The organism is Chamaesiphon sp. GL140_3_metabinner_50, from assembly GCF_025361915.1.
Lineage (GTDB): Bacteria > Cyanobacteriota > Cyanobacteriia > Cyanobacteriales > Chamaesiphonaceae > Chamaesiphon.
In genome coordinates this window covers 1-26,127 of record NZ_JANYJC010000091.1, presented here as the reverse complement: position 1 = coordinate 26,127, position 26,127 = coordinate 1, and the positions used below count along the sequence as shown (strand labels likewise).

The 26,127-nt window shown below is 44.8% G+C and carries 23 protein-coding genes; 15 read left to right on the top strand and 8 right to left on the bottom strand.

The window, feature by feature from the left end; all coding sequences use genetic code 11:
* Nucleotides 1-768, top strand: a 768-nt coding sequence (locus Q0R35_RS04865) for a chloride channel protein (protein WP_295614962.1), incomplete at its 5' end; no start/stop codon positions are given.
* 107 nt (nt 769-875) lie between these two features.
* Here Q0R35_RS04865 and ilvD read toward each other — a convergent pair.
* The gene (gene ilvD / locus Q0R35_RS04860) at nt 876-2,561 is read right to left on the bottom strand and encodes a dihydroxy-acid dehydratase (protein WP_295614961.1); all 1,686 of its coding nucleotides are present in this window, start codon (nt 2,559-2,561) and stop codon (nt 876-878) included.
* A gap of 229 nt (nt 2,562-2,790) precedes the next feature.
* Between ilvD and Q0R35_RS04855 the strand changes: the two genes are divergently transcribed.
* A complete protein-coding gene (locus tag Q0R35_RS04855; RefSeq protein WP_295614960.1) occupies nt 2,791-3,510 on the top strand; it encodes a 1-acyl-sn-glycerol-3-phosphate acyltransferase in 720 nt (239 codons plus the stop codon).
* 156 nt (nt 3,511-3,666) lie between these two features.
* On the opposite strand, the gene Q0R35_RS04850 is transcribed toward Q0R35_RS04855, so the two are convergent.
* Complete coding sequence (locus Q0R35_RS04850; RefSeq protein WP_295614959.1) at nt 3,667-4,140, bottom strand: anti-sigma regulatory factor; 474 nt, start codon at nt 4,138-4,140, stop codon at nt 3,667-3,669.
* A 483-nt stretch (nt 4,141-4,623) separates the two neighbouring features.
* On the bottom strand, nt 4,624-6,204 hold the full coding sequence (gene rlmD / locus Q0R35_RS04845) for a 23S rRNA (uracil(1939)-C(5))-methyltransferase RlmD (protein ID WP_295614958.1): 1,581 nt from the start codon (nt 6,202-6,204) through the stop codon (nt 4,624-4,626).
* Nucleotides 6,205-6,391: 187 nt separating this feature from the next.
* Between rlmD and Q0R35_RS04840 the strand changes: the two genes are divergently transcribed.
* Nucleotides 6,392-9,388, top strand: a complete 2,997-nt coding sequence (locus tag Q0R35_RS04840; RefSeq protein ID WP_295614957.1) for an NACHT domain-containing protein — start codon at nt 6,392-6,394, stop codon at nt 9,386-9,388.
* Nucleotides 9,389-9,777: 389 nt separating this feature from the next.
* Nucleotides 9,778-10,020, top strand: a complete 243-nt coding sequence (locus tag Q0R35_RS04835; RefSeq protein WP_295614956.1) for a hypothetical protein — start codon at nt 9,778-9,780, stop codon at nt 10,018-10,020.
* A 9-nt stretch (nt 10,021-10,029) separates the two neighbouring features.
* On the opposite strand, the gene Q0R35_RS04830 is transcribed toward Q0R35_RS04835, so the two are convergent.
* From Q0R35_RS04830 to Q0R35_RS04810, 5 genes are all read right to left on the bottom strand, one after another.
* Nucleotides 10,030-11,286, bottom strand: a complete 1,257-nt coding sequence (locus tag Q0R35_RS04830) for an MFS transporter (protein WP_295614955.1) — start codon at nt 11,284-11,286, stop codon at nt 10,030-10,032.
* A 42-nt stretch (nt 11,287-11,328) separates the two neighbouring features.
* Nucleotides 11,329-12,585 (bottom strand): MFS transporter, encoded by a 1,257-nt coding sequence (locus Q0R35_RS04825; RefSeq protein ID WP_295614954.1) that lies wholly within the window; start codon nt 12,583-12,585, stop codon nt 11,329-11,331.
* 140 nt (nt 12,586-12,725) lie between these two features.
* Nucleotides 12,726-13,889 (bottom strand): LL-diaminopimelate aminotransferase, encoded by a 1,164-nt coding sequence (locus tag Q0R35_RS04820; protein ID WP_295614953.1) that lies wholly within the window; start codon nt 13,887-13,889, stop codon nt 12,726-12,728.
* 343 nt (nt 13,890-14,232) lie between these two features.
* Nucleotides 14,233-14,556 carry a thioredoxin domain-containing protein gene (locus Q0R35_RS04815; protein WP_366944824.1) on the bottom strand — a complete coding sequence of 108 codons (324 nt, stop codon included), beginning with the start codon at nt 14,554-14,556 and terminating at the stop codon, nt 14,233-14,235.
* Nucleotides 14,557-14,776: 220 nt separating this feature from the next.
* On the bottom strand, nt 14,777-15,463 hold the full coding sequence (locus tag Q0R35_RS04810; protein WP_295614952.1) for an HAD-IA family hydrolase: 687 nt from the start codon (nt 15,461-15,463) through the stop codon (nt 14,777-14,779).
* Nucleotides 15,464-15,588: 125 nt separating this feature from the next.
* Between Q0R35_RS04810 and bchM the strand changes: the two genes are divergently transcribed.
* The 11 genes from bchM to rfbC form a co-directional block, all read left to right on the top strand.
* Nucleotides 15,589-16,284, top strand: coding sequence for a magnesium protoporphyrin IX methyltransferase (bchM, locus tag Q0R35_RS04805; protein WP_366944823.1), 696 nt, complete (start codon nt 15,589-15,591; stop codon nt 16,282-16,284).
* A gap of 83 nt (nt 16,285-16,367) precedes the next feature.
* Nucleotides 16,368-16,979 carry a thylakoid membrane photosystem I accumulation factor gene (locus tag Q0R35_RS04800; RefSeq protein ID WP_295614951.1) on the top strand — a complete coding sequence of 204 codons (612 nt, stop codon included), beginning with the start codon at nt 16,368-16,370 and terminating at the stop codon, nt 16,977-16,979.
* Nucleotides 16,980-17,394: 415 nt separating this feature from the next.
* Entirely contained in the window at nt 17,395-18,810 is a 1,416-nt protein-coding gene (locus tag Q0R35_RS04795) for an ABC transporter substrate-binding protein (protein WP_295614950.1), read from the top strand.
* 219 nt (nt 18,811-19,029) lie between these two features.
* Complete coding sequence (gene urtB / locus Q0R35_RS04790; RefSeq protein WP_366944825.1) at nt 19,030-19,992, top strand: urea ABC transporter permease subunit UrtB; 963 nt, start codon at nt 19,030-19,032, stop codon at nt 19,990-19,992.
* 33 nt (nt 19,993-20,025) lie between these two features.
* Nucleotides 20,026-21,111: an urea ABC transporter permease subunit UrtC gene (gene urtC, locus Q0R35_RS04785; RefSeq protein WP_295614948.1), complete on the top strand. Its 1,086-nt coding sequence runs from the start codon at nt 20,026-20,028 to the stop codon at nt 21,109-21,111.
* A gap of 13 nt (nt 21,112-21,124) precedes the next feature.
* A complete protein-coding gene (gene urtD, locus Q0R35_RS04780) occupies nt 21,125-21,886 on the top strand; it encodes an urea ABC transporter ATP-binding protein UrtD (protein WP_295614947.1) in 762 nt (253 codons plus the stop codon).
* A complete protein-coding gene (urtE, locus tag Q0R35_RS04775) occupies nt 21,876-22,574 on the top strand; it encodes an urea ABC transporter ATP-binding subunit UrtE (protein ID WP_295614946.1) in 699 nt (232 codons plus the stop codon). Before urtD ends, urtE begins: the two co-directional genes overlap by 11 nt.
* 209 nt (nt 22,575-22,783) lie before the next feature.
* Nucleotides 22,784-23,608 carry an MOSC N-terminal beta barrel domain-containing protein gene (locus Q0R35_RS04770; protein ID WP_295614945.1) on the top strand — a complete coding sequence of 275 codons (825 nt, stop codon included), beginning with the start codon at nt 22,784-22,786 and terminating at the stop codon, nt 23,606-23,608.
* A 108-nt stretch (nt 23,609-23,716) separates the two neighbouring features.
* The gene (rfbB, locus tag Q0R35_RS04765; protein WP_295614944.1) at nt 23,717-24,784 is read left to right on the top strand and encodes a dTDP-glucose 4,6-dehydratase; all 1,068 of its coding nucleotides are present in this window, start codon (nt 23,717-23,719) and stop codon (nt 24,782-24,784) included.
* On the top strand, nt 24,781-25,653 hold the full coding sequence (rfbA, locus tag Q0R35_RS04760; protein ID WP_295614943.1) for a glucose-1-phosphate thymidylyltransferase RfbA: 873 nt from the start codon (nt 24,781-24,783) through the stop codon (nt 25,651-25,653). Before rfbB ends, rfbA begins: the two co-directional genes overlap by 4 nt.
* A gap of 6 nt (nt 25,654-25,659) precedes the next feature.
* Nucleotides 25,660-26,127 (top strand): dTDP-4-dehydrorhamnose 3,5-epimerase (rfbC, locus tag Q0R35_RS04755; protein WP_295614942.1); only part of this gene is annotated, 468 nt, incomplete at its 3' end.

Sequence of the window (26,127 nt, the reverse complement as noted above, 5' to 3'; positions counted from 1 at the left end):
GTATTTGGAACGCCACTAGCCGGAATGGTCTTTGGGCTGGAAGTGTTAACGATCGGGACGTTGCGCTACGATGGATTGTTTCCGTGTGCGATCGCGGCAATTATTGGCGCTCGAATTACGCTAGCCTGGGGATTGCACCATCAAGTTTATCAGATTCCGATCGTCCCCGAATTGACAATCTGGGGCATCTTAACATCAATCGTTGCAGGGGGGATCTTTGGACTCGCAGCAAGGCTATTTGCGACCCTGACGCATCAAATTGCGGTATATTTTCAGGCGAAGATTAGCTATCCGCCGTTTCGTCCCCTAATTGGTGGGGTCTTAATCGCGATCGCCATTCAAGTTCTCGGTACTACTAAGTATATTGGTTTAGGAATTCCGACGATCGTGAGTGCTTTTAATACTCAATTACCCCCGTGGGATTTTGCCGCCAAAATTGCTTTCACCACACTCAGTCTCGGATCGGGATTTAAAGGCGGAGAAGTTACGCCATTATTTTACATCGGTGCAACTTTGGGAAATGCGATCGCGCCACTAACAATATTACCCGCGCCACTACTCGCTGGAATGGGCTTTGTCAGCGTATTTGCTGGAGCCGCTAATACGCCACTAGCCTCGACATTAATGGCGATCGAATTATTCGGTGTTCCCACGGCTAGCTATGCGGGAATTGCCTGTATTTGCAGCTATCTATGCTCTGGCAATGTGGGGATTTACCGCGCTCAACGGCTGGGTACGGGTAAGTTTAGCAATCGCCAGGGTGGTTAGGACAGTACAACTAGTGCTGCTACAAACCCGACTTTTTGGAAAAGTCGGGTTTGTGTCCTAACCGACATGGCAACTGCAATAACACGAGTTTCGCCTGCGGGAATCGATTAAAACAGATCCATGTCTGTTACGGCACCCAAACTACTCGAAGACACCAATTTAGCGTATTTACCCAAGATCCCCGTAGTGTAACGCGGTGCGGGTGCTTGCCAGTTAGCGCGACGCTCGACTAATTCGGCATCAGAGACATTTAACTGTAATAACCGAGCAGGAGCGTCGATCGTAATACTATCCCCTTCATGTACGAGTGCGATCGTACCGCCGACATAGGCTTCAGGCGCGACGTGTCCGACTACCATACCGTAGGTACCGCCAGAAAAGCGTCCATCAGTAATCAGCGCGACGCTATCGCCCAATCCAGCACCGATAATTGCTGAAGTAGGGGCGAGCATTTCCCGCATTCCGGGGCCACCTTTGGGGCCTTCCGAGCGGATGACGATGACATCTCCCGCGACAATTTTTCCGGCGAGGATCGCATCTAAGCAGGCTTCTTCAGATTCAAATACACGGGCGGAGCCAGTAATGACGGGCTTTTTGACTCCAGTAATTTTGGCGACTGCGCCTTCGGTGGCGAGGTTGCCTTTGAGGATGGCGAGGTGCCCTTGGGCGTACATGGGATTGTCCCACTGGCGGATGACATCCTGGTCGGCGCGAGGGGTGCTAGGGGTATCGGCGAGGACTTCGGCGACGGTTTGACCGCTGATGGTGAGTGCATCGCCGTGTAATAAGCCATGCTCTAGTAAGATTTTCATGACTTGGGGAATGCCGCCAGCTTTGTGTAAATCGGTGGCGACGTATTTACCAGAAGGTTTGAGATCGCAAATGACGGGGATTTTGCCGCGAATTACTTCAAAATCGTCGATCGATAGGGGTACGCCGATCGTCCGAGAGATCGCTAGCAGGTGCAAGACGGCATTGGTAGACCCACCGACTGCCATAATTACGGCGATCGCATTTTCAAAGGCTTTCCTGGTCAATATTTGCTGAGGTAAGATCTGGTTTCTGACGGCTTCGACGAGGACGTAGGCAGACTTTTCGGCACTGATGGCTTTTTCTTCATCTTCAGCCGCCATCGTGGAGGAGTAAGGGATGCTCATCCCCATCGCTTCGATCGCCGATGACATGGTATTGGCAGTAAACATCCCGCCGCAGGAACCCGCACCAGGACAAGCTTTTTGCTCGATCGCGGTGAGTTCTGCTGCGTCGATTTTACCCGCACTAAATTGTCCGACGGCTTCAAATGAGCTGACGACGGTGAGATCTTTGCCGTTGTGGTGTCCGGGCTTAATCGTGCCCCCATAGACAAAAATCGACGGGATATTCAGCCGTGCGATCGCAATCATCGCCCCTGGCATATTTTTATCACATCCACCGATCGCCAGCACCGCATCCAAACTCTGTCCATTACAGACAGTTTCGATCGAATCGGCAATTACTTCTCGCGATACGAGTGAGTATTTCATTCCCTCGGTACCCATCGAAATGCCATCGCTGATCGTAATCGTCCCAAACATCTGCGGCATCGATCCCGCCGCTCTGAGTGCAGCCTCAGCGCGGAGTGCAAGTTTATTAATCCCCATATTGCAGGGAGTAATCGTACTATAACCATTTGCCAAACCGACGATCGGCTTGGTAAAATCATTATCTCCAAAGCCAACGGCACGAAGCATCGCCCGGTTGGGAGAGCGTTGTACGCCCTGAGTAATAGCCTGACTGCGTTTGTTATCTGACATAAATTTTTTTAAACTCGATCTTCCCAGAAACGGCTGCACTTCTTCGCGCTATTCTCTTGTGAGGGCGGCTTCTGTTTGTGTCTATCTATTCTAGGGGGTAATTGAATCCACAGAGGCAAATTAAATTATTAATTTGTGGCACTTAAATAACTGTCATGTCGATTTTCGAGATCGCTCTCCCATTTGGGTAAAGTAGGGATATCTGAATCGATCGTATCTTTTAACTGCTATGGCTGGCTCCGAACTCACTAATCCTAAATCTGAAAATTCTCCGCTCCACTCCAGTCAACCCGTCCAATCGCGAGTTTCGCCGTGGTTGACCAAAATTATTCATCCCCTCGGCCAATATATCGTTCTTCCTGGCTTCTTTCGCGAGATTGAAATCATCGGTAAAGAGTATATTCCCCACACGGGTGCTGTAATTCTTGCCCCCACTCATCGGACGAGATGGGATGCGCTGCTGATTGCCTATGCCATTGGGCCGTATGTCACGGGTAGAAGTTCGAGAATTATGGTGACTACTGATGAAATGAAGGGAATTCAAGGCTGGTTATTGCGAAGATTGGGGTGCTTTGAGATCGATACCACCAAGCCCAGTCTAGCCGTGATTCGTCATAGTATCGAATTGCTCCATCAAGGCGAAATGCTCACAATTTTCCCTGAAGGTAATCTCATGCGAGATCGGGTGTTGCATCCGCTCAAGGAAGGGTTGACTCGGATTGCCACGCAAGCGTTATCGTTAAAGCCAGATCTAGATCTCAAGATTATTCCAATTAACCTCGACTATGAGCATCCCTATCCCAAATTTCGCGATCGCGTTACCATCGAACTTGGCAAACCACTACAGGTAAACGACTATCAACAATTTTCCAGTAAAACTGGTGCTAAAAAACTCCACCAAGACCTCGTTCGATCTCTCGAAGCATTAACGGCATCGTCTAAGTATTAATAATTGAATGGGAATAAGCTTCAGATCTAGATGGTCACCCGACTGTACCGCACTGCCAGCACTAGATTGAAACTATTTTCTCAAAAAATGGGCGTAATGTATCCACAATTCTCGAATTTCAACTACTAAATTCGATCGATTTGAAGTATACTGTAGCTAACTCAATAATGGTTCCCGGTCGATCTGCGAAGATAGTTGTTTGCACAACGAAACTTCAGTACCTTGACGATTCCAAACTACTCGATCGAATATCTGATGCAGCAGGAACATACCACGTCCTGATTCTGATTCGAGCTGAGGCAATAAATTGGCAGATTGTTCTTGACGAGTGCGTTCTATAGGTGCGGGAGCCACTTCATGTGTTGGCGGACGAAAGCCACAGCCTTCATCGGAGACGATCCACCAATATGCTCCTTCTTCAAAATAAAAACGGACAATAACCTGCTTGTGGGGATCGAGGTTATTTCCGTGTTTGGCGGCGTTTACTAACGCTTCTTGGAGTCCTAATCTAATTTCTGCCTGCCATTTACCAGGTACTCTTGACAACAAACCATCAAGGATCGGACAGAGAAAAAGTGTCGATGCAAAACTCACTTTATCCCATTCAGACTTCACTGGACTTAATACCATAGCAATCTCTTAATCCTCGTATAGCACTCTTGCCGGATTACAATCGCAAACTGCTTAAAAAAACAGCGTGACTTTCGGGTGTGGACGGTAGTTCGATCTGCCGGGAGTAAATACTCCTTTTGATAGATGATTTGATGTCCACGTCTTCTATTATAATTAAATTTTTTTTGTTAGTCTAGGCGATCGACCGTAGCATTTGTATATCAGAACACCCGTATTCTCCAGCTATATCGGCAGGTAAAATCGAAATTATCCTTAGCTGGCAATATTTTGAGCCGATCGATACCTAGATCGAGAGTGTGCTTTAACTACAAATTAAATTATCCGATAAATATGCGTTCAAAAGCTTTCCCCTCAATCGATTGGGGCAGTTTCAACTCCCAATATGGGTGGATAACCGGATGGTCGGTTATCCGCCTTTTGACTGAGATAAATCGGTCAGATCGATTCTCCCGTGGAGAGGCTCCGCCAACGATCTGGCGGTTAGTCGATAGGCTGCACAACGGGTTCGGCTCTTGTTAAAAAGGCGACACACTCTACATGTGCAGTCTGGGGGAAAAAGTCAGCAGGTTGAACGTGGGTAAGTTGGTAATTACCTTGTTCGCACAACACTTGCAAGTCTCTGGCTAGCGTCGCAGGTTTACAACTGATGTAGATAATCTGTGCTGGTTGCATATCCGTCAGCGCATCGAGAACGGCGCGATCGCAGCCAGTACGCGGCGGATCGAGTAAAATAACGTCGGCGGTCATTTCCATTGCTGGTAATACCTCTTCGACTTCACCAGTGCGGAATTCGACATTATTGATACCATTAAGCCTTGCGTTGGCTCTGGCTTGGACTACAGACGTGCCGTGTACTTCGATGCCCACTACTCGCTTAACCCGTTTGGATAGTGGTAGTGTAAACGTACCGATGCCGCAATAAGCATCGATTAAGGTTTCCGTACCTGTAAATCCAGCTCGATCGATAATTAAATTCAGGATCGTTTCGGCTTGTTCGGTGTAGATCTGGAAAAAAGTATCCGCCTTGAGCTGGAACTGAAGATTACCAAAGGTTTCGCTAATATATTCCCGTCCGGCGACACACCGAGTTTCGGTACCAAAGATATTATTTGTGGGTCGTTCGTTCAGATTGAGACATACTCCTACCAGATTTGGGTAGCGTTGCATCCATCGCTGTGCTTGACCTTCAATATCGGGAATGTTGAAATCGGTAACTACCAGCGTCAATAATATCTCACCCGTCCGCCGACCGATCCGCAATAATAAGTGTCGGAATTTAGGACTATTGTCGGGTACGGGTGTAATTTCAGTCACCATCGGTCGATTCCGCAGCTTAGGTTTCGGAACACCACGATCTGTTACACCAGGATCTGCGTACTGACTGACGACGATTTGTACTCCAGTGCGACGCGCACCTGGTTCTCTGGCTCCCTTACTTTCGGGTTGATAAATTTGCCACCCACGATCTTGAATATCTTGCTTAATTTCTGCGAGTAGGGGGTTTAACCGCTCGTCTTGTACCGGACATTGATTGAGATTGACAATTTGGTGTGTACCTTTACGATAGTATCCAGCTTTAATATTACCCGAATCGCTCACACCTAATGGATAGGTAACTTTATTGCGGTAAGCAAAGTTGCCTTGCGCGCCGAGAATCGGTGCGACAGGCGGTTCGGCAAAGCCACCAATCCGTTTGAGAGCTTGAATGACCTGATTTTCTTTGGCGGTTAACTGATAGTCATAGTCGATATGTTGCAATTGACAACCACCGCATTTATCAGCCACGATACAACTAGGACGCACGCGGTGAGGTGAAGCTGTGACTATTTCGAGTAATTTACCATGAGCGTACTGACGTTTGACGGTAACGAGTCTGGCGGTAATGACATCGCCTGTGACTGTATCAGGGACGAATACAACTTGATTCCCCACTCGCCCAACACCTTCGCCGCTCTCGCTAATATCAGTAATTTCAATTTCTACTACATCCCCTTGTTTCAATGACTGGCTGTGAGTAGGCAGCTCGCTAGAAGCATCCGCAGGCAAATTGTCAGGAAACATGATGTGTTTTAGCAAAGGATCGACCCACTATCATAGCAGTATTTGAGAGCGGGGAGATGGGAATAAGGAGTAAGAAGTAAGAAGTAAGGAAGATGATTACTGCTAATTCTCTATCACCTTGTCCCCCAGTCTCCCAGTTCCCCAGTCCCCCAGTTCCCCAGTCCCCCTATCCCCTATTCCCTAAAATATGCCTCGTTCAAATTATGGTAATGCAGTCAAACAACGTGCCGCGCAGTTCTTCAGCGTGTTGCTTGACTATGCCAATGATGAATTAGATGGGGACGAGCGACAATTAGAAAACTTGCAGCGAGATATTCAGCTTAATTGGCAAACCGATAAACGCTGTGCGATCCGGACGAAAGTTAGATATCTAGAACGATTAGTTCAGTTAGCTGGCATCGAACTTAGTAGCGAACAGATTAAAGAATCGATTAAATGCTTGACTGATTTTATCGAAATTATCGAAGACAACCGCACTAGTAAAGGTGGCTCGGAGACTTGGCACTTTACCTTAATTTTATGGTATGACAGGTTCGATCGATCGGCAAATATTCATAAATTCGATACTGAATGGGATCGACGAAAATCACTGCAAAATCTAGCTGATGCTGGGATGACAACAGCGAGAACGGATGAGTGGAGGGAGTTGGTAAAATCGAGCCTGACTGCCCAACACTATTATCGGATTACGACCAATCCTTTAATGGTAGAAGACCGGATTAAATTTAGCCTAGCAGAGGTCTATGTGCCGCTAGGATTGATGGAAAGATCGCCAGAACCTATTTTTGAGGTGCGCGACCGCATCGATGACGGTGGTGAGGAAATTGGGCAAAATATCGTACGCGATCCCGATCGATTATTAGCTCGATTAGTAACTAATACCGAACCAAATCGAATTGGGATTATCGGCGAACCTGGTTCGGGTAAAACGACTTGCTTGCAAAAGTTAGCGGCTGGATTGCTCGATCGACAATTATTACCAATTTGGATTTCACTTGCCGATCTTCAGGGCGAAAGCCTCGAAAATTATCTTTTACAAGACTGGCTAAAACTAGCAACTAAAATGATCGCGATCGATCCAAAAATGCAACAAGATTTAGTCAATCAATTTCAGACAGGAAGAGTCTGGTTGCTATTAGATGCGATCGATGAAATGGCGATCGATCCGAGTATTGCTCTGGGCAATTTAGCCCGTCAATTACAGGGCTGGATCGGTGCGGCACATATAATTGTTACCTGTCGATCGAATGTTTGGGATAGCGGTAAAAATGTGCTTGAAAATTTTACTACTTATCGAAATTTAGGCTTAGATCGCGGCTACAATCGGTCGGTCGATCGCATTCACCAATTTATGCAGGGCTGGTTTAAAGATCGACCAGATCTCAGCGAAAAATTGTTATTAGAACTCGATCGACCTCAATACCAGCAACTGCGAGATGCTATTAAAAATCCGCTGCGATTAGCTCTATTATGTCGATATTGGTTGCGAACTCAAGGCAAATTGCCTAGTACTAAAGCCAGCCTCTATCAACAATTTACCGATACTATTTATGACTGGAAACAAGACAGGTTTACCACGAGTTTAGCTCAACGCCAACAGTTAAATGATGCGCTTGGTAAATTAGCCTTTCAAGCTATAACCTCATCGCCAGATGTAGATAAAAATACCGATCGTTGGCGTAGCCTCTCGGAACGAGAATCGAACCAAAAGCAACACGTCCGCTTTCGACTCCATCATCACAACGTATTAACATGCCTCACGCCAGAGTTACTCGAACTAGCCTTACAACTAGGTTGGTTGAATCAAACTGGAATTTCGATCGCAACTGGCTCTAGAATATATGCTTTTTATCATTCCACTTTTCAGGAATACTTTGCCGCTCGATCGATAACCGATTGGCACTACTTTTTTACTGGCGATCTCAATCGTCAACTACCAATTTTCAGTCCCGATTGGCAAGAAACAATTTTGTTCTGGTTTGGGAGAGGCGATATTTCCCATCTTGATAAAGAAGCCTGTATCGAAGCATTAATTAACTTCGATAAAAATTGCGGTGGCTGTTATTATTATCGGGCTTATTTTCTTGCCGCCGCCGCACTGGCAGAATTTCCCGAATCGAGCCGTGCAACTAATATTATCGATCGATTATTGGCATGGCGATTTGCCGAATTTATTCCCGATCTAACTATTTGGCAATTTTATCCCCTCCCAATTCAAGATGGTGCAAGATTGGCACTCAGACAAGCAGATCGAATAGCGGCAATTGCAGGACTAGAAAAATTTATCCAGGCTATCGAAAATCCCTTCCTGAAATGGCAAGCCGCGCATAGTTTAGGCAAAGTATTCGATCCAGGAAATTCAATTGCTATTCAGGCATTAGCCACTGCGATAGCATCTGTATATAATGGCGATCTTTGTATTAAAATGTGTGAGTCATTATTTAAAATTGATTCCGAATATAACCAAGCAGCAATCGCCAAACTGGTAGATATTATTGGCACTAACAAAACTATATCTCTCACCCGTAAAGCTGCATTTACACTCGGCAAATTATTACTAGATAGCATATCAGTCACTAATGAAAATCGAGAATTGTTCGATCTGGCAATTAATACCATTGTCGCAATCATTGAATCGCCATTAACAACTAAAACAGCAGAGCGCGATCTTCAGAACGAGCGAGTTGCTGCACTAGAAAACCTGCGTCAAATTTATCCCGCGCATCCTGTTAGCCAAATAGAGCTTACGAGCAAACAAACCTTGCCCAGCAGCACTCGCAATCGACACAAAAAAATAGCGCGTCAATACGGTAGCGATATTGCAATTGCCGAACTCGAAAGTAAACTAATAACTATTAATAATGCCGAAACTCAACGCCGCTATGCATATCAATTAGGTAAGTTCCAACCCGGACATCGACTAGCCGTAAATACCTTATTACAATTAATATCTTCCGCACAACCATCGAGCTTTTATAAACGGACTGGTGAATATCTCAAGGAAGTATTAGTAGACGAACAATTACCATTGGTAGTAATGACATTAAAAGATCTAGTGACTGGAATCGAGCTGGGCGATCGATCTCCGTTAGCATTAGAATGTTATAAAATATTGTGGTATTGTGCCGATCGATTACCTTATCGAAAATTTGTCGAAATTTGGGATGAGGATAACCAGCCTTAAAAAAAAATGGCGGTCGTTATTTTGCTAACGACCGCCATTTAAATTTAAACCCCGATTTCTCTTCGTAATGAGTGCAAATGAGTAGCAGCATTACTATAAAAAATAATCAAGAAGTCAATTGATTTATTTGAATCGAATCGCTTGACCTCATATCACTAATATAACCAGACTCAAATCACATTGCCTCAGCCATTTTGCTGTGTGTCGATCGAGGCGAGCAAAAATACTTCAAAACTATGCGAGGATACATGACAAGCTGCAATCGAGTTAGCCGATCGATCCTTGGGTACCAGATGATGAATAATAAGAATCCAGATAACCTCTTTATTGAGATCCCACCCACGCGGCACTCACCGTACCAAGATCGAGTGCCCTCTGCGTTAGATCCAATGGGTGAAATTTATCTCAGAGCCAGAGTTTTGAGAACATTGGGGGGCGGAAATGTGCGATGGTGGGTGCTAATTTCTGGCTGGCTGCTATTTGGCGGTGGATTTTTAGCGATCGCTTGGATTACTATCTCTACACAGTATTATGGCTTAATTTTCCCGTTAGCCATCGCTGCTATTCCATTAGTTTCCCTGTGGAGAGGCACCGCCAAAAAGCTGGCACGGCGGCATAGGGGACATCGCTAGCAGGAGCTATCAAACCCCATCTTCTAAAACATGGCGAGTACTATTCCATGCCAAAATCCCAGCCACAGTCACAATAAAACTCATTCCCCATAATACTGCTTGCAGCCCAAATTGCTCGGTCAAAGAGCCAGCGAGGGCTAATGGCACAGCCACTGCAATATTCACAGCATTATTCTGGAATCCAAATACCTTGCCACGCATCGATTCTGGCGTGCGTTCTTGAACTAGTGTTTGGACTGGTACGGCAACTAAAGAGGCTCCTAATCCTAAAATTCCCGCACATAACAATCCCAGCCATAAGCTTTGCACGAAGGTAAATGTGGCAAGCACGGCACTCATGGCGATAAAGCCAATTAATGGTAACGATTGTTGCTGAATGCGATTGCCAAAATGTCCGATAATTCCAGCACCAAGTACCAATCCAATTCCGGCTGGTGCTACTAAGAAGCCAAATTCTTCGGTTTTTAAGCCTACTTCAGCGGTAAGTTTAACTGCGAGTACGGGTAATGCCGCAATTGTCGCCGAGAAGACGGCTAATTGGAGCATGGCACTCAACAATAACTTGTTGCTGCGGATATAGTCAAATCCTACTTTCAACTCGTGCCAGGGGTTAACATGCTGCGAGTGATGACGAGGATCGATCGGTTCGTTGATTTTTACTAATTGTCCCAACCCGGCTGCGATAAAATAGAGTGAAGCCACCAAAATTTCTCGCGAACCATTTTGACCGAGCTGAGTAACAGCACCCAAAATTGTGGGTGCGATGCCAAAGCCGACAATTACCGAACCTGTGGAGGTCGTCGTAAATAGGGCGTTGGCAGTTAACAGATTTTCTGGTTTTACGACTAACGGGATTGCCGACTGTTCTGCTGGCGCAAATGCTTGGGTTACAGTCGAAGTTAAAAAGTTAATTAATAATAAAACTGTAAATTCTTTCGGCAAAATTGGTAATAATAAAATTAGGCAACCTCGGATAATATCCGCAATTACCATAATCTTTTTTTTAGGATAGCGATCGACGAATATGCCCGCTGCTGCCCCAAATAAAATCGCGGGAATTGTTGTTGCGATGAACAAATAAGAACTAGAAGAAGCTACATACTTGACGGGAACGTGATATGTCGTTAATAAAGCAATCGACATGACCGTCGATATTTTATCAGCAACCTGCGAGACAATTTGCCCAGTCCATAAAAATAAAAACTGAGGGCTTTTAAGTAGAGCCTTAAATCCACTCGCCTCTGTAGGTGTTTTTGCAGGCAACATAGGCTAGTGAAGGGGTAAGGGGGTAAAGGGTAAAGGCGTTGCCTACAGCGCATCATCTAAAACATGGCGAGTGCTATCCCAAGCGAGGATACCAGCAACAGTGACAATACCACTCATTCCCCATAATACAGGTGGCAAACCAAACTTTTCGGCTAAAGGTGCCACAATAATTAGTGGCACGGCAACGGCAATATTAACAGCATTGTTCTGGAACCCAAACACCTTGCCCCGCATCGATTCTGGAGTTTTTTCTTGGATGAGCGTTTGCATTGGCACGGCAATTAATGAAGCACCCAATCCTAAGATACCAGCACAAACTATTCCTAATAATAATTCATGCACGAATGTAAATAAAATCAAGGTGATACCCATACTCATAAATCCGATTAATGGTAATATTTTTTGCTGAATGCGACTACCAAAATGTCCTAAAATTCCCGCACCTAATACTAATCCGATCCCTAATGGAGCCACTAAAGTTCCAAATTGTTCGGGCTTCAAGCCAACTTCAGATGTAAGTTTAATCGATAGTCCGAGTAATGCTGCGATCGTCGAAAATAATACTGCTAATTGCAGCATCGCGCTCAATAATAATTTATTACTCGCCAGATATTGGGATCCCGTTTTTAATTCATGCCAGGGATTCGCTCTCCTAGCTTGTTTGCTAGTGTCGATCCGTTCTTGCATTGCTACTAATTGTACGAGTCCAGCGGCTATAAAATATAGAGACGCTACCAAAATCTCGCGGGAACCATTTTTACTAATATTAGTTACCGCAGTCAAAATTGGTTCGCCAATTCCAAAGCCAAAGATTAAGGAAGTAATCGATGTGGTTGTAAATAATGCATTGGCGGTGAGCAAATTTTCTTGCTTGACAACCAGTGGAATCGCCGATAATTCTGCTGGTGTAAACACTTGCATAACCACTGAGATTGTAAAGTTAATTAATAATAAGATTGCAAATTCTTTCGGCAAAATTGGTAATAATAAAATTAGCAATCCTCTCAAGATATTTGAGACTACCATTACTTGCTTTTTTGGATAACGATCGACAAATATCCCCGCCGCCACACCAAATAAAATGGCTGGAATCGTCGAAGATACCATTAAATAAGAGCCTGAAGATGCCGCATATTTAACGGGTATATTGTAAGTGGTAAGTAACGCGATCGACATTACTAGTAATACTTTATCGGCAACCTGTGAAAAAATTTGCCCCAGCCACAACAATAAAAACGAGCGATTTTTGAGTAGAGCCTTAAATCCACTCGCCTCTGTAGGTGTTTTTGCAGGCAACATAGGCTAGAAAATAGGGGTATAGAGAATTGATGAGCGATCGGTCGATATCGAAATGGTACTAAAGTTGAAGTGCGATCGAGAGCATCTGTAGCGATTGTACCGATAATTGGGTCTGAAAGTTTGGTAACGTAAGACAGTAGCTACAAGAATTTTGCCATCCGATCGACTGCAAGCTGTAATTTAGCTGGCTCGTGTACTAACGCAAATCTCACATAACCTTCTCCAGATTTACCAAATCCGACCCCTGGTGCGGCGGCTACACCTGTCTGAGCGACTAATTCCGTACAGAATGCGATCGAGTCGTGCGCCCATTGTGGGGGGAGCTTTGCCCAGATATACATTGTCGCTGCGGGTGTGGGTACTTCCCAACCGATATTTGCTAGAGCGGTGACAAAAGTATCGCGCCGCTGTTTGAAAGTATCGACAGTATGGCTGACGCAACTTTGTTCGCTATTGAGTGCGGCAACAGCACCATCTAAAATGCCTAGATACTGATTGAAATCGACTACCGCCTTAACTTGGCGCAAGGCTTGAATTAAGTCCCGATTCCCGATCGCATAACCGATTCTAAAGCCGCCCATATTATAGGACTTAGACATCGTAAAAAACTCGATCGAAACACTTTTCTCTCGATCGGCTTGTAAAATCGATGGTACCCTAAGATCGCTAAATACCAGATCTCCATAGGGGAAATCATGCACTAATACCAGATTATGTTGCTGGCAAAAGGCAACAGCCTCCTCAAAGAAGGCTAGGGGGGCGATCGCGGTGGTAGGATTGTGTGGATAGCTCAATACCATCATTCGCGATTTCGCGAGGGTTGCAGCCGGAATATCAGCCAGTACGGGTAAGAATCCATTTTCCGCTCGTAAGGGCATCGGGTGAATTTCACCGCCAGCTAAATACACGCCGCCAGCGTGAGAGGGGTAGCCAGGATCCATCAGTAATGCGACATCGCCCGGTTCTAAGATTGCCAGTGGTAAATGCGCCGTACCTTCTTGAGAACCAATCAGCGGCAATACTTCGGTTTCTGGATCGATATTTACTCCATATTTATTAGTATACCAATTAGCAACGGCTTCGCGAAATAATCGCGTACCATTAAATAGCAAATAACCGTGCGTACTCGGATCGATTAATGCTGACTGAATTGCCTCGATAACGTGCGGCGGGGTAGGTAAGTCTGACGAACCTAACGATAAATCGATTATCTCCTGTCCCAATGCCAGCGCGCGTCCCTTTGCCCGATCCATATCGGCGAATACATTGCTTTTTAATGGTTGGAGCCGTTTAGAAAACTGCATGGTTCTGGACTTTAGGTTTTAGGTTTTAGGTCTTAGGTTTTAGGAAGTTAGGGTGGGTATTGCCTTGATTACTGAGTGGATCCGAAGTAACCATCTAAATTTCAGGCAATTATCATTCATGCTTAGATCGATTGTCGGAGATCGATACTCAGAGGGTGTCTGAAAAGTCTAATCTATTAAGCGTGAATCCTAGAAATCCCCCCTAGCCCCCCTTGGAAAGGGGGGAACCGGATCCGGAAGTCCCCCTTTCCAAGGGGGATTCAGGGGGATTTACCCACCATGAACGGAGCAATTATACTTTTCAGACACTCTCTCATGCCATACTTATTTTTACCGATCGATGCTAAAGATTGCTATCTAGAATAGTGGTGAGTTTATCTTTAGTAATCGCACCTTCTAACGCATGAACGAGTTCGTCGCCTTTGAATAGTCGAATTGCCGGAACACCTTCTACTTTGTAAGCTTTGACGGTTGCGGGATTGGGATCTATTTCCATTTTGACTACTTTAACCCGATCGGCATAATTATTCGCAATCCAGTCGATCGATGGTGAAACTAACCGACACGGCCCACACCACGCCGCCCACAGGTAGACTAATACAGGTAACTCTGCTTGTAAAACTTCACTTTCAAATTGGGCATCATTGATGACTGTAACGCTACTCACTTTAGATAAACTCCGTAAATGACAGTAAGGATCTGATTAACCTCTAGATTAGAGCAAAACGCAACGAGGTGGTAGGGGATAGGTTTTAGGTTTTAGGTTTTAGGTTTTAGGACAGTAGAACTAGTGCTGCTACAAACCCAACTTTTTGGAAAAGTCGGGTTTGTGTCCTAAGCAACATGGCAACTACTATACTTCTTACTCCTTACTCCCATCTCCCCACTCAAGCACGATTCAACCAGATTGCTGTCAAACCAGCATTACCAGCACCAAGATAGTCATCTTCCAAGCTATCGCCGATGTGCCATGCAGATTGAGGCGAACATGGATATTTTGCTAGAGCTGCGGTAAAGATTTCGGGTTGGGGTTTAGCCGCACTAACTTCGGTAGAAATTGTCACTGTCGAGAAGTAGCCAGCTAATTTCAATACTTCGAGGACGGTATGCAGCCGCGAGTCAAAATTAGATACTACTGCTAATTTTACTCTCGATCGCTGCCAGTTGGTCAGAGCTGGTATTACATCGGCATAAATTTCCCAAGCGGCTGGGGTGGTGAAATAGCGATACAAATCTCCAAAAAACAGATCGAAATCCTCAAACTGCTCGATGACTCCCACTGCGGTAAATGTCTGACGATTGATTTCTCGCCACCACTGATATTCACACGCTGGTATGTTTGAAGTGGGAACGCCAGGGAAAATACAGGGAGTAGAGTTTTGAAAAGCTGAATAAAAATATTTATTAACTACATCGGGCGCGCATTTGACACCATATTTACTCGCTATTTCACTGTAGATGTGACCGACACTACCCCTAACGCCAAATAGCGTGCCAAAAGCATCTAGGCAGATAACTGTTGGGAGTGCCAAAGATTTAGGAATATCTAACAGTGTGGAGTAATGATGTTGCATGGCGATCGAGTAGAATGATATCGACCCTAGAACAGGGTTGCTCGGCTCAACAATCCTACCCTACACCCCCGATCGCCTGCTATAGTAATCTACCGATAGCAATAAAATTTTATACCTAAATTTCAATGGACTTAGTAGATGACAAGGCTGTAGTCAAGGAATATTTTAACAATACCGGGTTCGAGCGATGGCAGCGGATTTATGGTGATGGCGAGGTTAATAAGGTACAGCTCGATATCCGTACCGGGCACCAGCAGACTGTAGACACGCTGTTAGAGTGGTTGGATGCAGATAATAACCTGCCAGGATTATCCATCTGTGATGCGGGCTGTGGTACGGGCGTGTTGAGCATTCCCCTGGCGGAGCGCAAAGCCATCGTCAGTGCTAGCGATATTTCCGAAAAAATGGTGGGCGAAGGGCAGGAAATTGCAGCCAAACTGTTCGGTAATAATGATAACCCTAGCTTCAGCGTTAGCGATCTCGAAAGTTTGACTGGTAGTTACCATACCGTGATTTGTTTGGATGTGTTGATTCACTATCCCCAAGCCAAAGCTGCCGAAATGATTTCGCATCTAGCATCGATGGCTCAATCGCGGCTGATTATTAGTTTTGCACCCAAAACTCCATGTTTTAGTGTGCTCAAAAAGATTGGGAGTTTTTTCCCTGGTGCGAGTAAGGCTACCCGCTCTTATCTTCATAAAGAGACAGATATAGTCAAAATTTTGGAAGCACAGGGTTTTACCATCAACCGGAAAGCGACAACGAAAACTCGTTTTTATTTCTCGTGGATGCTCGAAGCAGTGAAGGTAGTTGAAGTTTAAGGGTGGTGGCTTTCAACCTAGCTTTAACAATGATTATGTCGCTCGATCTCTGAATTCTTAGCAGCTATATTTAGCTAATTTATATGTCTCAAATATTACTCGATCGATCTGACCGATCGATCTTGACTCGATTGGTAAAAAGCTTAACTAATAAATGGTTAAAGCAACTAGCTATCGTCACATCAATCTTGGTTTTTACTTGGTTGTTATCTGCGCCAGCTTTTGCCGGAATCGAGGATGATAAATACGATGGAAATGTGTTTGTTTTATATGCTGGTAACGGTTCGCTAGTTCCGGCAAAAATTTCATTGGCAGATTCTTTAAGAGCTAAGAAACCAGCTTTAATTGTATTCTACGTTGATGATAGTACCGACTGCAAGAAATATTCAACCACAATTTCTCAATTGCAAGGCTACTATGGCAAAGCAGCCAGCTTCATTCCCGTAACAGTCGATAGTCTGGCTCTAGACAAAAAGTATCCAGAAACTGAGGCAGGATACTATTATGGTGGTACCGTTCCACAAACTGTAGTTGTCGATAAAAATGGCAAAGTTCAGCTCAATGAAGCAGGTTTAATTTCATTTGAAAAAGTAGATGATGCCATGCGAAATGTCTTCGATTTGTTACCACGTAAAGACTCCGTAGAACTCAAACGTCGGAGCTTTAATGAGTTTAACAGCGAACTAGCAAAATAACATCAGCTTGCATTAATAAGTTGCTTGTTTATAGTTAGAAAAATACGATAAGCATCGACCCTGGTGCAGATTAATTTATTTAGTCTGTACCGTTTTTTTGCGATCTGAAAATCTATTTTCTAGCTTCAGCATGATATTAGTGTGTAAGACAGATTTAACAAATAACGTTAACTATTCAATCTGTTTTTAGTTGGCGATCGTCAGAGAATTAATAATAGCATATCACCGAAATCATTCGATTTGTAGCAACTCAGCCATTAGTCTAAATCTTGACAAAATATCGAGATTTGTATCTTACAATACACAGCTATCAAGATATCAGCATTAGGATCTTCTCTAAATAATTGTGTAAAAACTCAAAGTCAATTATTTTTTTGGTGTGATTCTTGCTAATAGTTAAGGAGCGTTTCGGTTAATGAAAAAGTTGCCTCATCCTAAGGGTTTATTGAGTGCGATTACCCGTCGTCGGTTTATCCAGTATAGTTCTTTGGCTGCTGCTAGCAGTATTGTAGTTGCTTGTGCCAAGAGCGGTGGCGATGCGGCTAAAGATCCGGCACCAGCTACGACAGGAGCAACCCCAGCCACAGCTTCAGCCGCAGATGGCAAAAAAGGGATTAAGGTTGGCGTAATGTATTCAACGACAGGTTCGATCGCGATTGTTGAAAAATCTTTACAAGATGCAACATTTCTGGCGATCGATCAAATCAACGAAGGCACGGGGCCTTGGGCTGGGAAGAAGGGCATTGATGGGCAGATGCTGGAAAAAGTAGTTGTCAACCCAGATTCTAACTGGGATTTGTACAACCAAATGTCGAAGCGATTAATTGATGAAGATAAAGTTGTTTGTGTATTGGGCTGTTATACTTCAGCCAGCCGCAAATCAGTTTTACCAGTATTTGAAGAAAAAGATAGATTGCTCTACTATCCTGTCTATTATGAGGGGAATGAATGTAGCTCGAACGTTTTCTACACTGGGGCGGCACCGAATCAACAAATTACCGATTCGATTCCTTACTGTATTAAAAACTTTGGTAAGAAAGGCTTTTTTATCGGCTCTGACTATATCTATCCCAAAGAGAGCAATCGGATTGCCAAAGCCGAGCTAGTTGCTGGTGGCGGTACGGTTGTCGGCGATGAGTACGCGGCACTGGGTACGACGGAATTCATCACCATTATTAACAAAATCAAGCAAGCCAAGCCTAACTTTATTTTAAGCAATCTAGTCGGCGATAGCATTCCCGCTTTTTATAAGCAGCTCAAGGATGCTGGCATCACTTCCAAACAAATTCCGATCATGGCATTCCCCACGACAGAAGAAGAAATTCAGGCAATGGGGCCAGAGTTTGCTGAAGGACACTTCAGTAGTTTTAACTATTTTCAAACAGTTGATACACCTGAAAATAAGGCATTTGTGGAGCAATTCCGGGCAAAATTTGGTAAGGATCGCGTTACCAATGGTGTGATGGAAGCCGCTTACATCCAAACCTTTTTTATGGCACAGGCGATGGAAAAATGCGCCAAAGAGAAGAAAGAATTTACCACGGCTAATCTGCGCGAAGCAACCAGAGGTCAAGAATTTAAGGCTCCCCAGGGCACAGTCAAATCTGATGCTGACAACTACCATACCTACCTCTATTCCCGGATTGGCAAGTGGAAGGCTGATGGACAGGCAGAAATTGTCTTTGCAACCAAGGCTGCGGTGAAGCCGATTCCGTGGAGTCAGGCACTGTATAAGGGTCGGATGTGCGTTCATAAGACCCCAGACACTCGTGCTAGTTCGATCGTGGAGACGAAGAAACCAATTCCAGTTGCTTTCCTAGACAAACCATAAACTGCTAGCAATTAACAAACAATTTCTGATTCCGGGCGGAATCAGAGATTATCTAGCAATCTTATTCGATCGATCGGGATATCGTCAGGTGTATTGTCCCGTTCGCACGTTTGCGGCTATGCCTTGGCAGAAGGTAATGCAGCAAACATAATATCTGAGTTAGGATTGCTACATTTATTTAACACTTACAAAACACGACACGATTTAGGTCGGGAAAATATGAACGTTTTGCCATTTAATGCCATATCTTCGTTAGTGTATTTGGCCCAAGCCAGTCCGCCAGCAAAAGCGATCGATCCGGTGGCAATTACCAATCAGCTTTTAAATGGGGTGGGGATTGTTGGTATCCTCCTGCTGACGGGTTTGGGGCTATCGATTACGTTTGGGGTGATGCGGATTATCAACCTCGCGCATGGTGAATTCATCATGCTTGGAGCGTACACGACCTTCGTATTGCAAAGCAATTTTAAAATGGATTTATTGATGACAATTCCATTTTCGTTTTTGTTTACAGCCTTAGTCGGCGCATTGGTAGAAGTCACAATCGTCCGGCGACTATACGGACGTGCGATCGAAACCCTACTCGCTACTTGGGGGCTGAGTATCGTCCTTCAAGGTGTCGTTAAGCTGATCTTTACTGCTCAACTCAAGTACGTTAAAGCACCGCCGTATATTCGCGGCAACTGGACACCATTTACAATTGGCGGACAAGCGATCGAAATTTCCTATTACCGCTTGTTTATCATCTTTATGGCGTTGCTGCTGTTAGGAATTACAGCCTATTTACTCTACGGTACGACTTTAGGTAGAGAAGTTCGCGCAGTGACTCAAAATCGTGAAATGGCAAGGTGTTTGGGTGTAAATACCAGTCTGGTAGATATGCTCACATTTGCTTATGGCTGCGGGCTAGCCGGAGTAGCAGGAACAGTCATCGCTTCGCTCAAAAGTGTCGCCCCAGCGATGGGACAAGATTACCTAGTAGATGCCTGGATGACCGTGGTGGCTGGCGGTGTGGACAAGTTAGTCGGCGTGTTGGCGGGTGCGGTTTTGATTGGTGAATCAAATGCCGCGATCGCATATCTACTCAACGATCCTACTGCTAGAGTCATCGTCTTAGCTGCGGTCATCGTTCTAATTCGTTACCGTCCAGAAGGTCTATTTACAGTTCAGAAGCGCGGTTAATACCAAGTTTTAAATCACAATGGAGCGTTCAGAATGGCACAAGCACTCGGTCAAGTTCAACAGTCAAGCTTTATTCCGAAGAAATGGCAGATTATTAATTTAGTAGCTTTACTGATATTTATAATTTTCCCATTTGTAGCTGGCACCTTCCAAACCAACTTGATGGCAAAATTGCTGTTGTTTGGAATATTAGGTGTATCGCTCGATTTGGTGTGGGGATTCACGGGTATTTTAAGCTTTGCCCACGGTGTATTTTTCACTTTGGGCGGATATGCGACGGCATATTATCTCAAGCTAAATTTATCTGCTGCTGCTAATAATTATGGTGGTACCGTTCCCGATTTCATGGTGTGGAACGGGTTGAAAGAGTTACCTTGGTTTATTGCACCTTTACAGTATTTTCCAGTTGCGATCGTGGCGATGGTAGCGATTCCAGCGGGGTTTGCTTACGCGATCGGCTCGTTTATTTTTCGGTCTAAAGTTAGTGGTGTTTATATCACCGTAATTACGCTAGCGATCGCGTCAGCATTAACCACTTTCTTTGTCAGTCAGCAAGCCTATACAGGCGGCACCAATGGGATTACCGATGTCTCGAAGCTGATTTTGTTTGGGATGGTTGTACCGCCGATTGGCATCTATTTTATCATTCTGGCTTTTGCAACTTTGACGATCGCGGGTAGTTGGTGGCTGACAAAATCTAACTTTGGATTAATTCTGCGCTCTATTAAAGAGAACGAGAAGCGTATTTCTTATTTGGGCTATGATGTTGCTAGTTTTAAGATTTTTGTCTGGACACTTTCTGCGGCAATTGCTGGGATCTGCGGCGGTTTATTCGTACCGCTCAACAATTTTATTTCACCAGTTTATCTAGGGGTGGCTTTTGGGACTCAGATTGTAATCTGGGTTGCGGTGGGCGGGCGCGGTACGCTATTTGGGCCAGTCATCGCCGCAATTTTATTAGGTCAGCTCCAAAATTCAGTCGATCGAATTACCCAGGATTGGCAGTTGATTGTCGGCATCATTCTTATGGTGGTGGTGCTATTTTTGCCGGACGGACTAATGAGCTTGTTACCAAATAAGTTGTTTTCAAGTAGTTCTAATAAATTAGAGAAAACTTAAAATTAAAAGTACTATGAATTCGCAAGCGTCTGTTTTATCAGTCAAAGATCTCAAGGTAGTTTTTTCTGGTTTCAAAGCACTCAAAGGCGTTAATTTAGATGTCGGTACTAATGAAATCGTGACCATTATTGGCCCGAATGGAGCTGGTAAGAGTACATTACTCGATGCGATCGTCGGCAAATCTCCGGTAGCTTCAGGACATGTATATTATCAAGGTCAGGATATTACCAATAAAAGCCCCCACGATATTGCCCGGATGGGCATCGGTCGCAAATTTCAAAACCCTAATGTCTATAATGAGCTGTCAGTATTCGACAATATTTTACTGGCACTCAAAGGTACTCATGGTGTGTTTTCATCCATCAAAGCTAAACTCACAACTGCCAAGAAAGATAAAATTATCAGCGTGCTCGATCGAATCGGCTTATTAGAACAAGGCTATGCTAAAGTTTCCTCGCTATCACACGGACAAAAACAGTGGGTCGAGATCGGGATGGTACTCGCTCAAGATCCAGCAGTAGTGCTACTAGACGAACCAACTGCGGGGATGACTGCCGATGAAACTTATGCGACTGGCGAAATCATTAAGACAATTGCCACCAGCCATTCTGTGGTGGTAATCGAGCACGACATGGAGTTTGTCAAACAAATTGCCCAAAGACTTGTGGTTCTCCATCAAGGTGAAAAGTTGACCGAAGGCTCGGTCGCAGAAGTCCAATCGAATCCCAAAGTAATTGAAGTATATTTAGGACGCGAACAAATCGATGCTGCTTGAAGTAAATGATGTGACTGTTTCTTACGGACAAACACCTGTTTTGTTTGGTGCCAATCTGGCTGTTAATCAAGGTGAGATTGCTTGTATCCTCGGACGCAATGGTGTAGGGAAAACTACGCTCTTACGCAGCATCATTGGCTTAAATAAGGTGTTGTCGGGCAATATTATCTTTGATATTCAAAATATCACACGGTTGCCCATCTTCAAGCGTGCCCGTGCTGGGATTGCGTATATTCCCCAAGGTAGAGAAATCATTCCTTATCTATCTGTGTTGGATAATCTCAAACTGGGACTGTCGGCTGGAAAGAAGAAATCCAGCAAAATTCCGCATGAAATTTTTGAGTTTTTTCCGATGCTCAAGCAGCATCTGAATCGTCAAGGCGGTTTATTGAGTGGCGGACAACAGCAGCAATTAGCCATTGCGCGGGGATTGATGAGCGATCCGAAGATTATGCTGCTAGATGAACCAACAGAGGGCATTCAGCCCTCGATCGTGCAAGAAATTGAGGAGACTTTGAAGCGAATTAATCGGGAGAAGGGTATTACCCTGATCGTCGTCGAACACAAGGTTGATTTTGTGCGGCAAATCGCTCACAAGTTCTTCATTATGGAGAAAGGCGTGGTTGTAGTAGATGGTGAAACAGCCGAGCTGACTGACGATTTATTTCATAAGTATCTTGCTGTTTAAGATTAGGTAATTAACGTGAGTTTGGGTTAATAAATGCCTGGAGACTGGAAGTCTCGGCTTGTAATGCAAAGTCCGCAGGCGGACTTTGTGATACTAGCCCCGATTTCAATCGGAGGCGGTGTTGGTGCAAAGCAAATATCCTTAACCCGTTGGCGTAGCCTCTCCGCTAGGAGAAACTGAGGTTATGTAATTTCTAACCGGAGCAAACCATGACTCGAACTTTAGTAGGTAAAGTTACCTCACTGTGGCGATATCCAGTCAAATCCATGCTGGGCGAACGATTAGATGCAGTAGAAGTAACACCTACAGGGGTATTGGGCGATCGAGCCTATGCCCTGTGGGATATCCAGACTCAGCGGATTGCTAGTGCCAAAAATCCTAAAAAATGGGCGAAATTGCTAGAGTTTCAAGCGACATTTATAAAATCTCCCCAACCTCAAGCAGCGATGCCGCCAGTGAGATTTGCGCTGCCGGATGGCGATCTCGCTACTAGTAACGATAGTAATATCGATCGGGTTCTGTCCCAATTGCTGGGGCGAGATGTAGAGTTATTGAGGACAGTGCCAGAAACACCTAGCTTAGACCAATATTGGCCCGATCTCGAAGGAGCGGCAAATCGAGATACAGTTACGCAGTTATTTATGCCTGCTGGCACTTTTTTTGATTCCTGTCCGATTCATGCACTGACAACTGCGACATTGGCTAGATTACAACACCTATATCCTGAAGGGCAATTTGAGCCAGCACGGTTTCGTCCCAATATTTTCATCGAGCCAACAGCGGCTGAAAGCACCTTTATCGAAAATGATTGGGTGGGTAGCCAGATGACTATCGGTGATGAAGTGTGCCTGAGTATCGATACCGCCTGTCCGCGTTGCGTAGTGACGACGGTTGCCCAGTCCGATTTACCGACTGACTTGAATATCTTGCGAACTACTGCACAACATAATAACTCGATCGCCGGAATCCGCGCGTCTGTCTTGAGATCGGGGAGCATTCGGTGTGGCGATCCAATTTGGTTAGAAGCGAACTAGGTAAAAAGCTGTTGCGCGATACTTCAAATAGCGACTTTTAAATAAAGGGGCTGAGGTGGGCAGATCTGCTGTTATATTTGACGTAGATTATCCATCGATTTAGATAGAATGAGCAAAAACTATATTTTAGTGACGGGTGGGGCGGGATTTATCGGTTCAAACTTTGTCTCACTAATGGCAGATCGTAGCGATCTGACGATCGTTAATTTAGATAAATTGACCTATGCTGGGAATTTAGCCACAGTCGAGCAGTTTGCAGGTAACGATCGACATATATTCGTTCAGGGTGATATCGGAGATCGACAGCTTATCGATAGTTTACTCGCAAAGTACCATCCACAGGCGATCGTTAACTTTGCGGCGGAAACTCATGTCGATCGATCGATCGATGGCCCTGCTAGCTTTATTGAGACTAATATTAATGGTACCTTCAATCTGTTAGAATGCGCCCGTCAATATTGGCGACAGCTCGGCGACGATGCGCGTGCTGGCTTCAGGTTCTTACATATCTCCACAGACGAAGTATTTGGCTCCCTCACGCCCGATGAGCCAGCTTTTACCGAACTTACTCCTTATACGCCTAACAGCCCTTATTCGGCATCTAAGGCTAGCTCAGATCATTTAGTCCGATCGTACTTCCACACTTACGGGCTACCGACTTTAATTACCAATTGCTCGAATAATTATGGCCCGTATCAGTTCCCCGAAAAACTGTTACCGCTGACAATTCTCAATGCTTTAGCAGGTAAACCATTACCAATTTACGGCGACGGTCAGAATGTGCGAGACTGGCTGTATGTAGAAGATCATTGTCGGGCAATCGATCTGGTACTAGCTAAAGGCGTACCCGGTGAGACTTACAATGTGGGCGGTAATGCCGAACGCAATAATTTGTGGTTGGTAAATCAGCTTTGTGCGATTTTAGACGAACTGCTACCCACATCGCCCAATTGTCCCCATCATAAGTTGATTCAGTTTGTCACCGATCGACCCGGACACGATCGACGATATGCGATCGATTTTACCAAGCTTCACACCCAACTCGGTTGGGAGCCACAAGAAAATATCGATTCTGGTTTGCGCCGTACCGTCCAATGGTACATTGACAATCAGGCATGGTGCGATACTGTCACCGCCGATAACTATCAGCAACAACGTTTGGGAGTCGCTGCATGAAGGGAATTATTTTAGCTGGCGGTTATGGTACGCGGTTATACCCATTAACGCGGGTAATTTCCAAACAACTGATGCCCATCTACGACAAGCCGATGATTTATTATCCCTTGTCTACGCTGATGCTGGCAGGCATTCAGGAAATTTTAATTATTTCGACTCCGCACGATCTCCCCTTATTTGAGGAGTTATTAGGCGACGGATCGCAAATCGGCTTGTCGATTAGTTACGCGCCGCAGCCTAAACCAGAAGGTTTGGCTCAGGCTTTTATCATCGGTAAAGAGTTTATCGGTAACGATTCAGTCGCCCTAGTATTGGGCGATAACATTTTTTATGGCGATAGCTTGAGTATCAGCCTTCAGCACGCCGCCAAATTAACTACCGGGGCGATGGTGTTCGGTTACTATGTCAGCGATCCAGAACGGTATGGAGTAGTAGAATTCGATCGAGAAGGTGCGGCAGTTTCGATCGAAGAAAAACCGATCGATCCTAAATCTAACTATGCCGTAACTGGTTTATATTTTTACGACAATCAAGTTGTCGATATCGCCCATAACATCGCACCTTCCGCACGCGGCGAACTAGAAATTACCTGTGTCAATCAGAAATATTTAGACATGGGACAACTTAAAGTAGATAAACTCAGTCGCGGTACCGCCTGGTTGGATACTGGTACCCACCATAGTCTACTGCAAGCCTCCGTTTTTGTCGAAACGATCGAACAGCGTCAAGGATTAAAGATTGCCTGTATTGAAGAAGTTGCCTTTAGAATGGGCTACATCGATGCTAGCAAATTAGTCACGATCGGCAATACGATGGCGAAAAATGCCTACGGTCAATATTTACTCAAATTAGCCGCAGAAGGAGCGTAACTACTAATGGAAATCCTAAAAAGTTCGATTCCAGAAGTAATCGTGTTCGCACCGCCAGTTTTTACCGATAGTCGCGGTTACTTTCTCGAAACTTACCAACAAAAAAAGTATGCCGAGTTAGGTATTCCCAAGCCATTTGTCCAAGATAATCAATCTTACTCTACCAAAAATGTCCTGCGGGGTTTACATTTTCAACTCCGTTATCCGCAGGGTAAATTAGTCCGAGTTACCCAAGGAACCGTATTCGATGTCGCGATCGATATCCGTAAGAATTCGCCCACTTTTGGTAAATGGCACGGTGAAATTTTATCTGCTGAAAATCATAAGCAGATGTATATTCCCGAAAACTTTGCCCACGGTTTTTGCGTACTCAGCGATAGTGCCGAATTCTTGTATAAGTGTACCGATTTTTACGTTCCTGGCGATGAGGGAGGCTTGATTTGGAACGATCCGCAATTGGGGATTAAGTGGCCG

Coding starts and splice junctions, on each gene's coding strand:
- Q0R35_RS04855 (WP_295614960.1), top strand. CDS start 2,791: ATGGCTGGCTCCGAACTCACTAATCCTAAATCTGAAAATTCTCCGCTC.
- Q0R35_RS04840 (WP_295614957.1), top strand. CDS start 6,392: ATGCCTCGTTCAAATTATGGTAATGCAGTCAAACAACGTGCCGCGCAG.
- urtC (WP_295614948.1), top strand. CDS start 20,026: ATGGCACAAGCACTCGGTCAAGTTCAACAGTCAAGCTTTATTCCGAAG.
- urtE (WP_295614946.1), top strand. CDS start 21,876: ATGCTGCTTGAAGTAAATGATGTGACTGTTTCTTACGGACAAACACCT.
- Q0R35_RS04820 (WP_295614953.1), bottom strand. CDS start 13,889: ATGCAGTTTTCTAAACGGCTCCAACCATTAAAAAGCAATGTATTCGCC.
- Q0R35_RS04835 (WP_295614956.1), top strand. CDS start 9,778: ATGGGTGAAATTTATCTCAGAGCCAGAGTTTTGAGAACATTGGGGGGC.
- Q0R35_RS04810 (WP_295614952.1), bottom strand. CDS start 15,463: ATGCAACATCATTACTCCACACTGTTAGATATTCCTAAATCTTTGGCA.
- rfbA (WP_295614943.1), top strand. CDS start 24,781: ATGAAGGGAATTATTTTAGCTGGCGGTTATGGTACGCGGTTATACCCA.
- ilvD (WP_295614961.1), bottom strand. CDS start 2,561: ATGTCAGATAACAAACGCAGTCAGGCTATTACTCAGGGCGTACAACGC.
- Q0R35_RS04770 (WP_295614945.1), top strand. CDS start 22,784: ATGACTCGAACTTTAGTAGGTAAAGTTACCTCACTGTGGCGATATCCA.
- Q0R35_RS04850 (WP_295614959.1), bottom strand. CDS start 4,140: ATGGTATTAAGTCCAGTGAAGTCTGAATGGGATAAAGTGAGTTTTGCA.
- Q0R35_RS04825 (WP_295614954.1), bottom strand. CDS start 12,585: ATGTTGCCTGCAAAAACACCTACAGAGGCGAGTGGATTTAAGGCTCTA.
- bchM (WP_366944823.1), top strand. CDS start 15,589: ATGGACTTAGTAGATGACAAGGCTGTAGTCAAGGAATATTTTAACAAT.
- rfbB (WP_295614944.1), top strand. CDS start 23,717: ATGAGCAAAAACTATATTTTAGTGACGGGTGGGGCGGGATTTATCGGT.
- Q0R35_RS04830 (WP_295614955.1), bottom strand. CDS start 11,286: ATGTTGCCTGCAAAAACACCTACAGAGGCGAGTGGATTTAAGGCTCTA.
- rlmD (WP_295614958.1), bottom strand. CDS start 6,204: ATGTTTCCTGACAATTTGCCTGCGGATGCTTCTAGCGAGCTGCCTACT.
- urtD (WP_295614947.1), top strand. CDS start 21,125: ATGAATTCGCAAGCGTCTGTTTTATCAGTCAAAGATCTCAAGGTAGTT.
- urtB (WP_366944825.1), top strand. CDS start 19,030: ATGAACGTTTTGCCATTTAATGCCATATCTTCGTTAGTGTATTTGGCC.
- Q0R35_RS04795 (WP_295614950.1), top strand. CDS start 17,395: ATGAAAAAGTTGCCTCATCCTAAGGGTTTATTGAGTGCGATTACCCGT.
- Q0R35_RS04800 (WP_295614951.1), top strand. CDS start 16,368: ATGTCTCAAATATTACTCGATCGATCTGACCGATCGATCTTGACTCGA.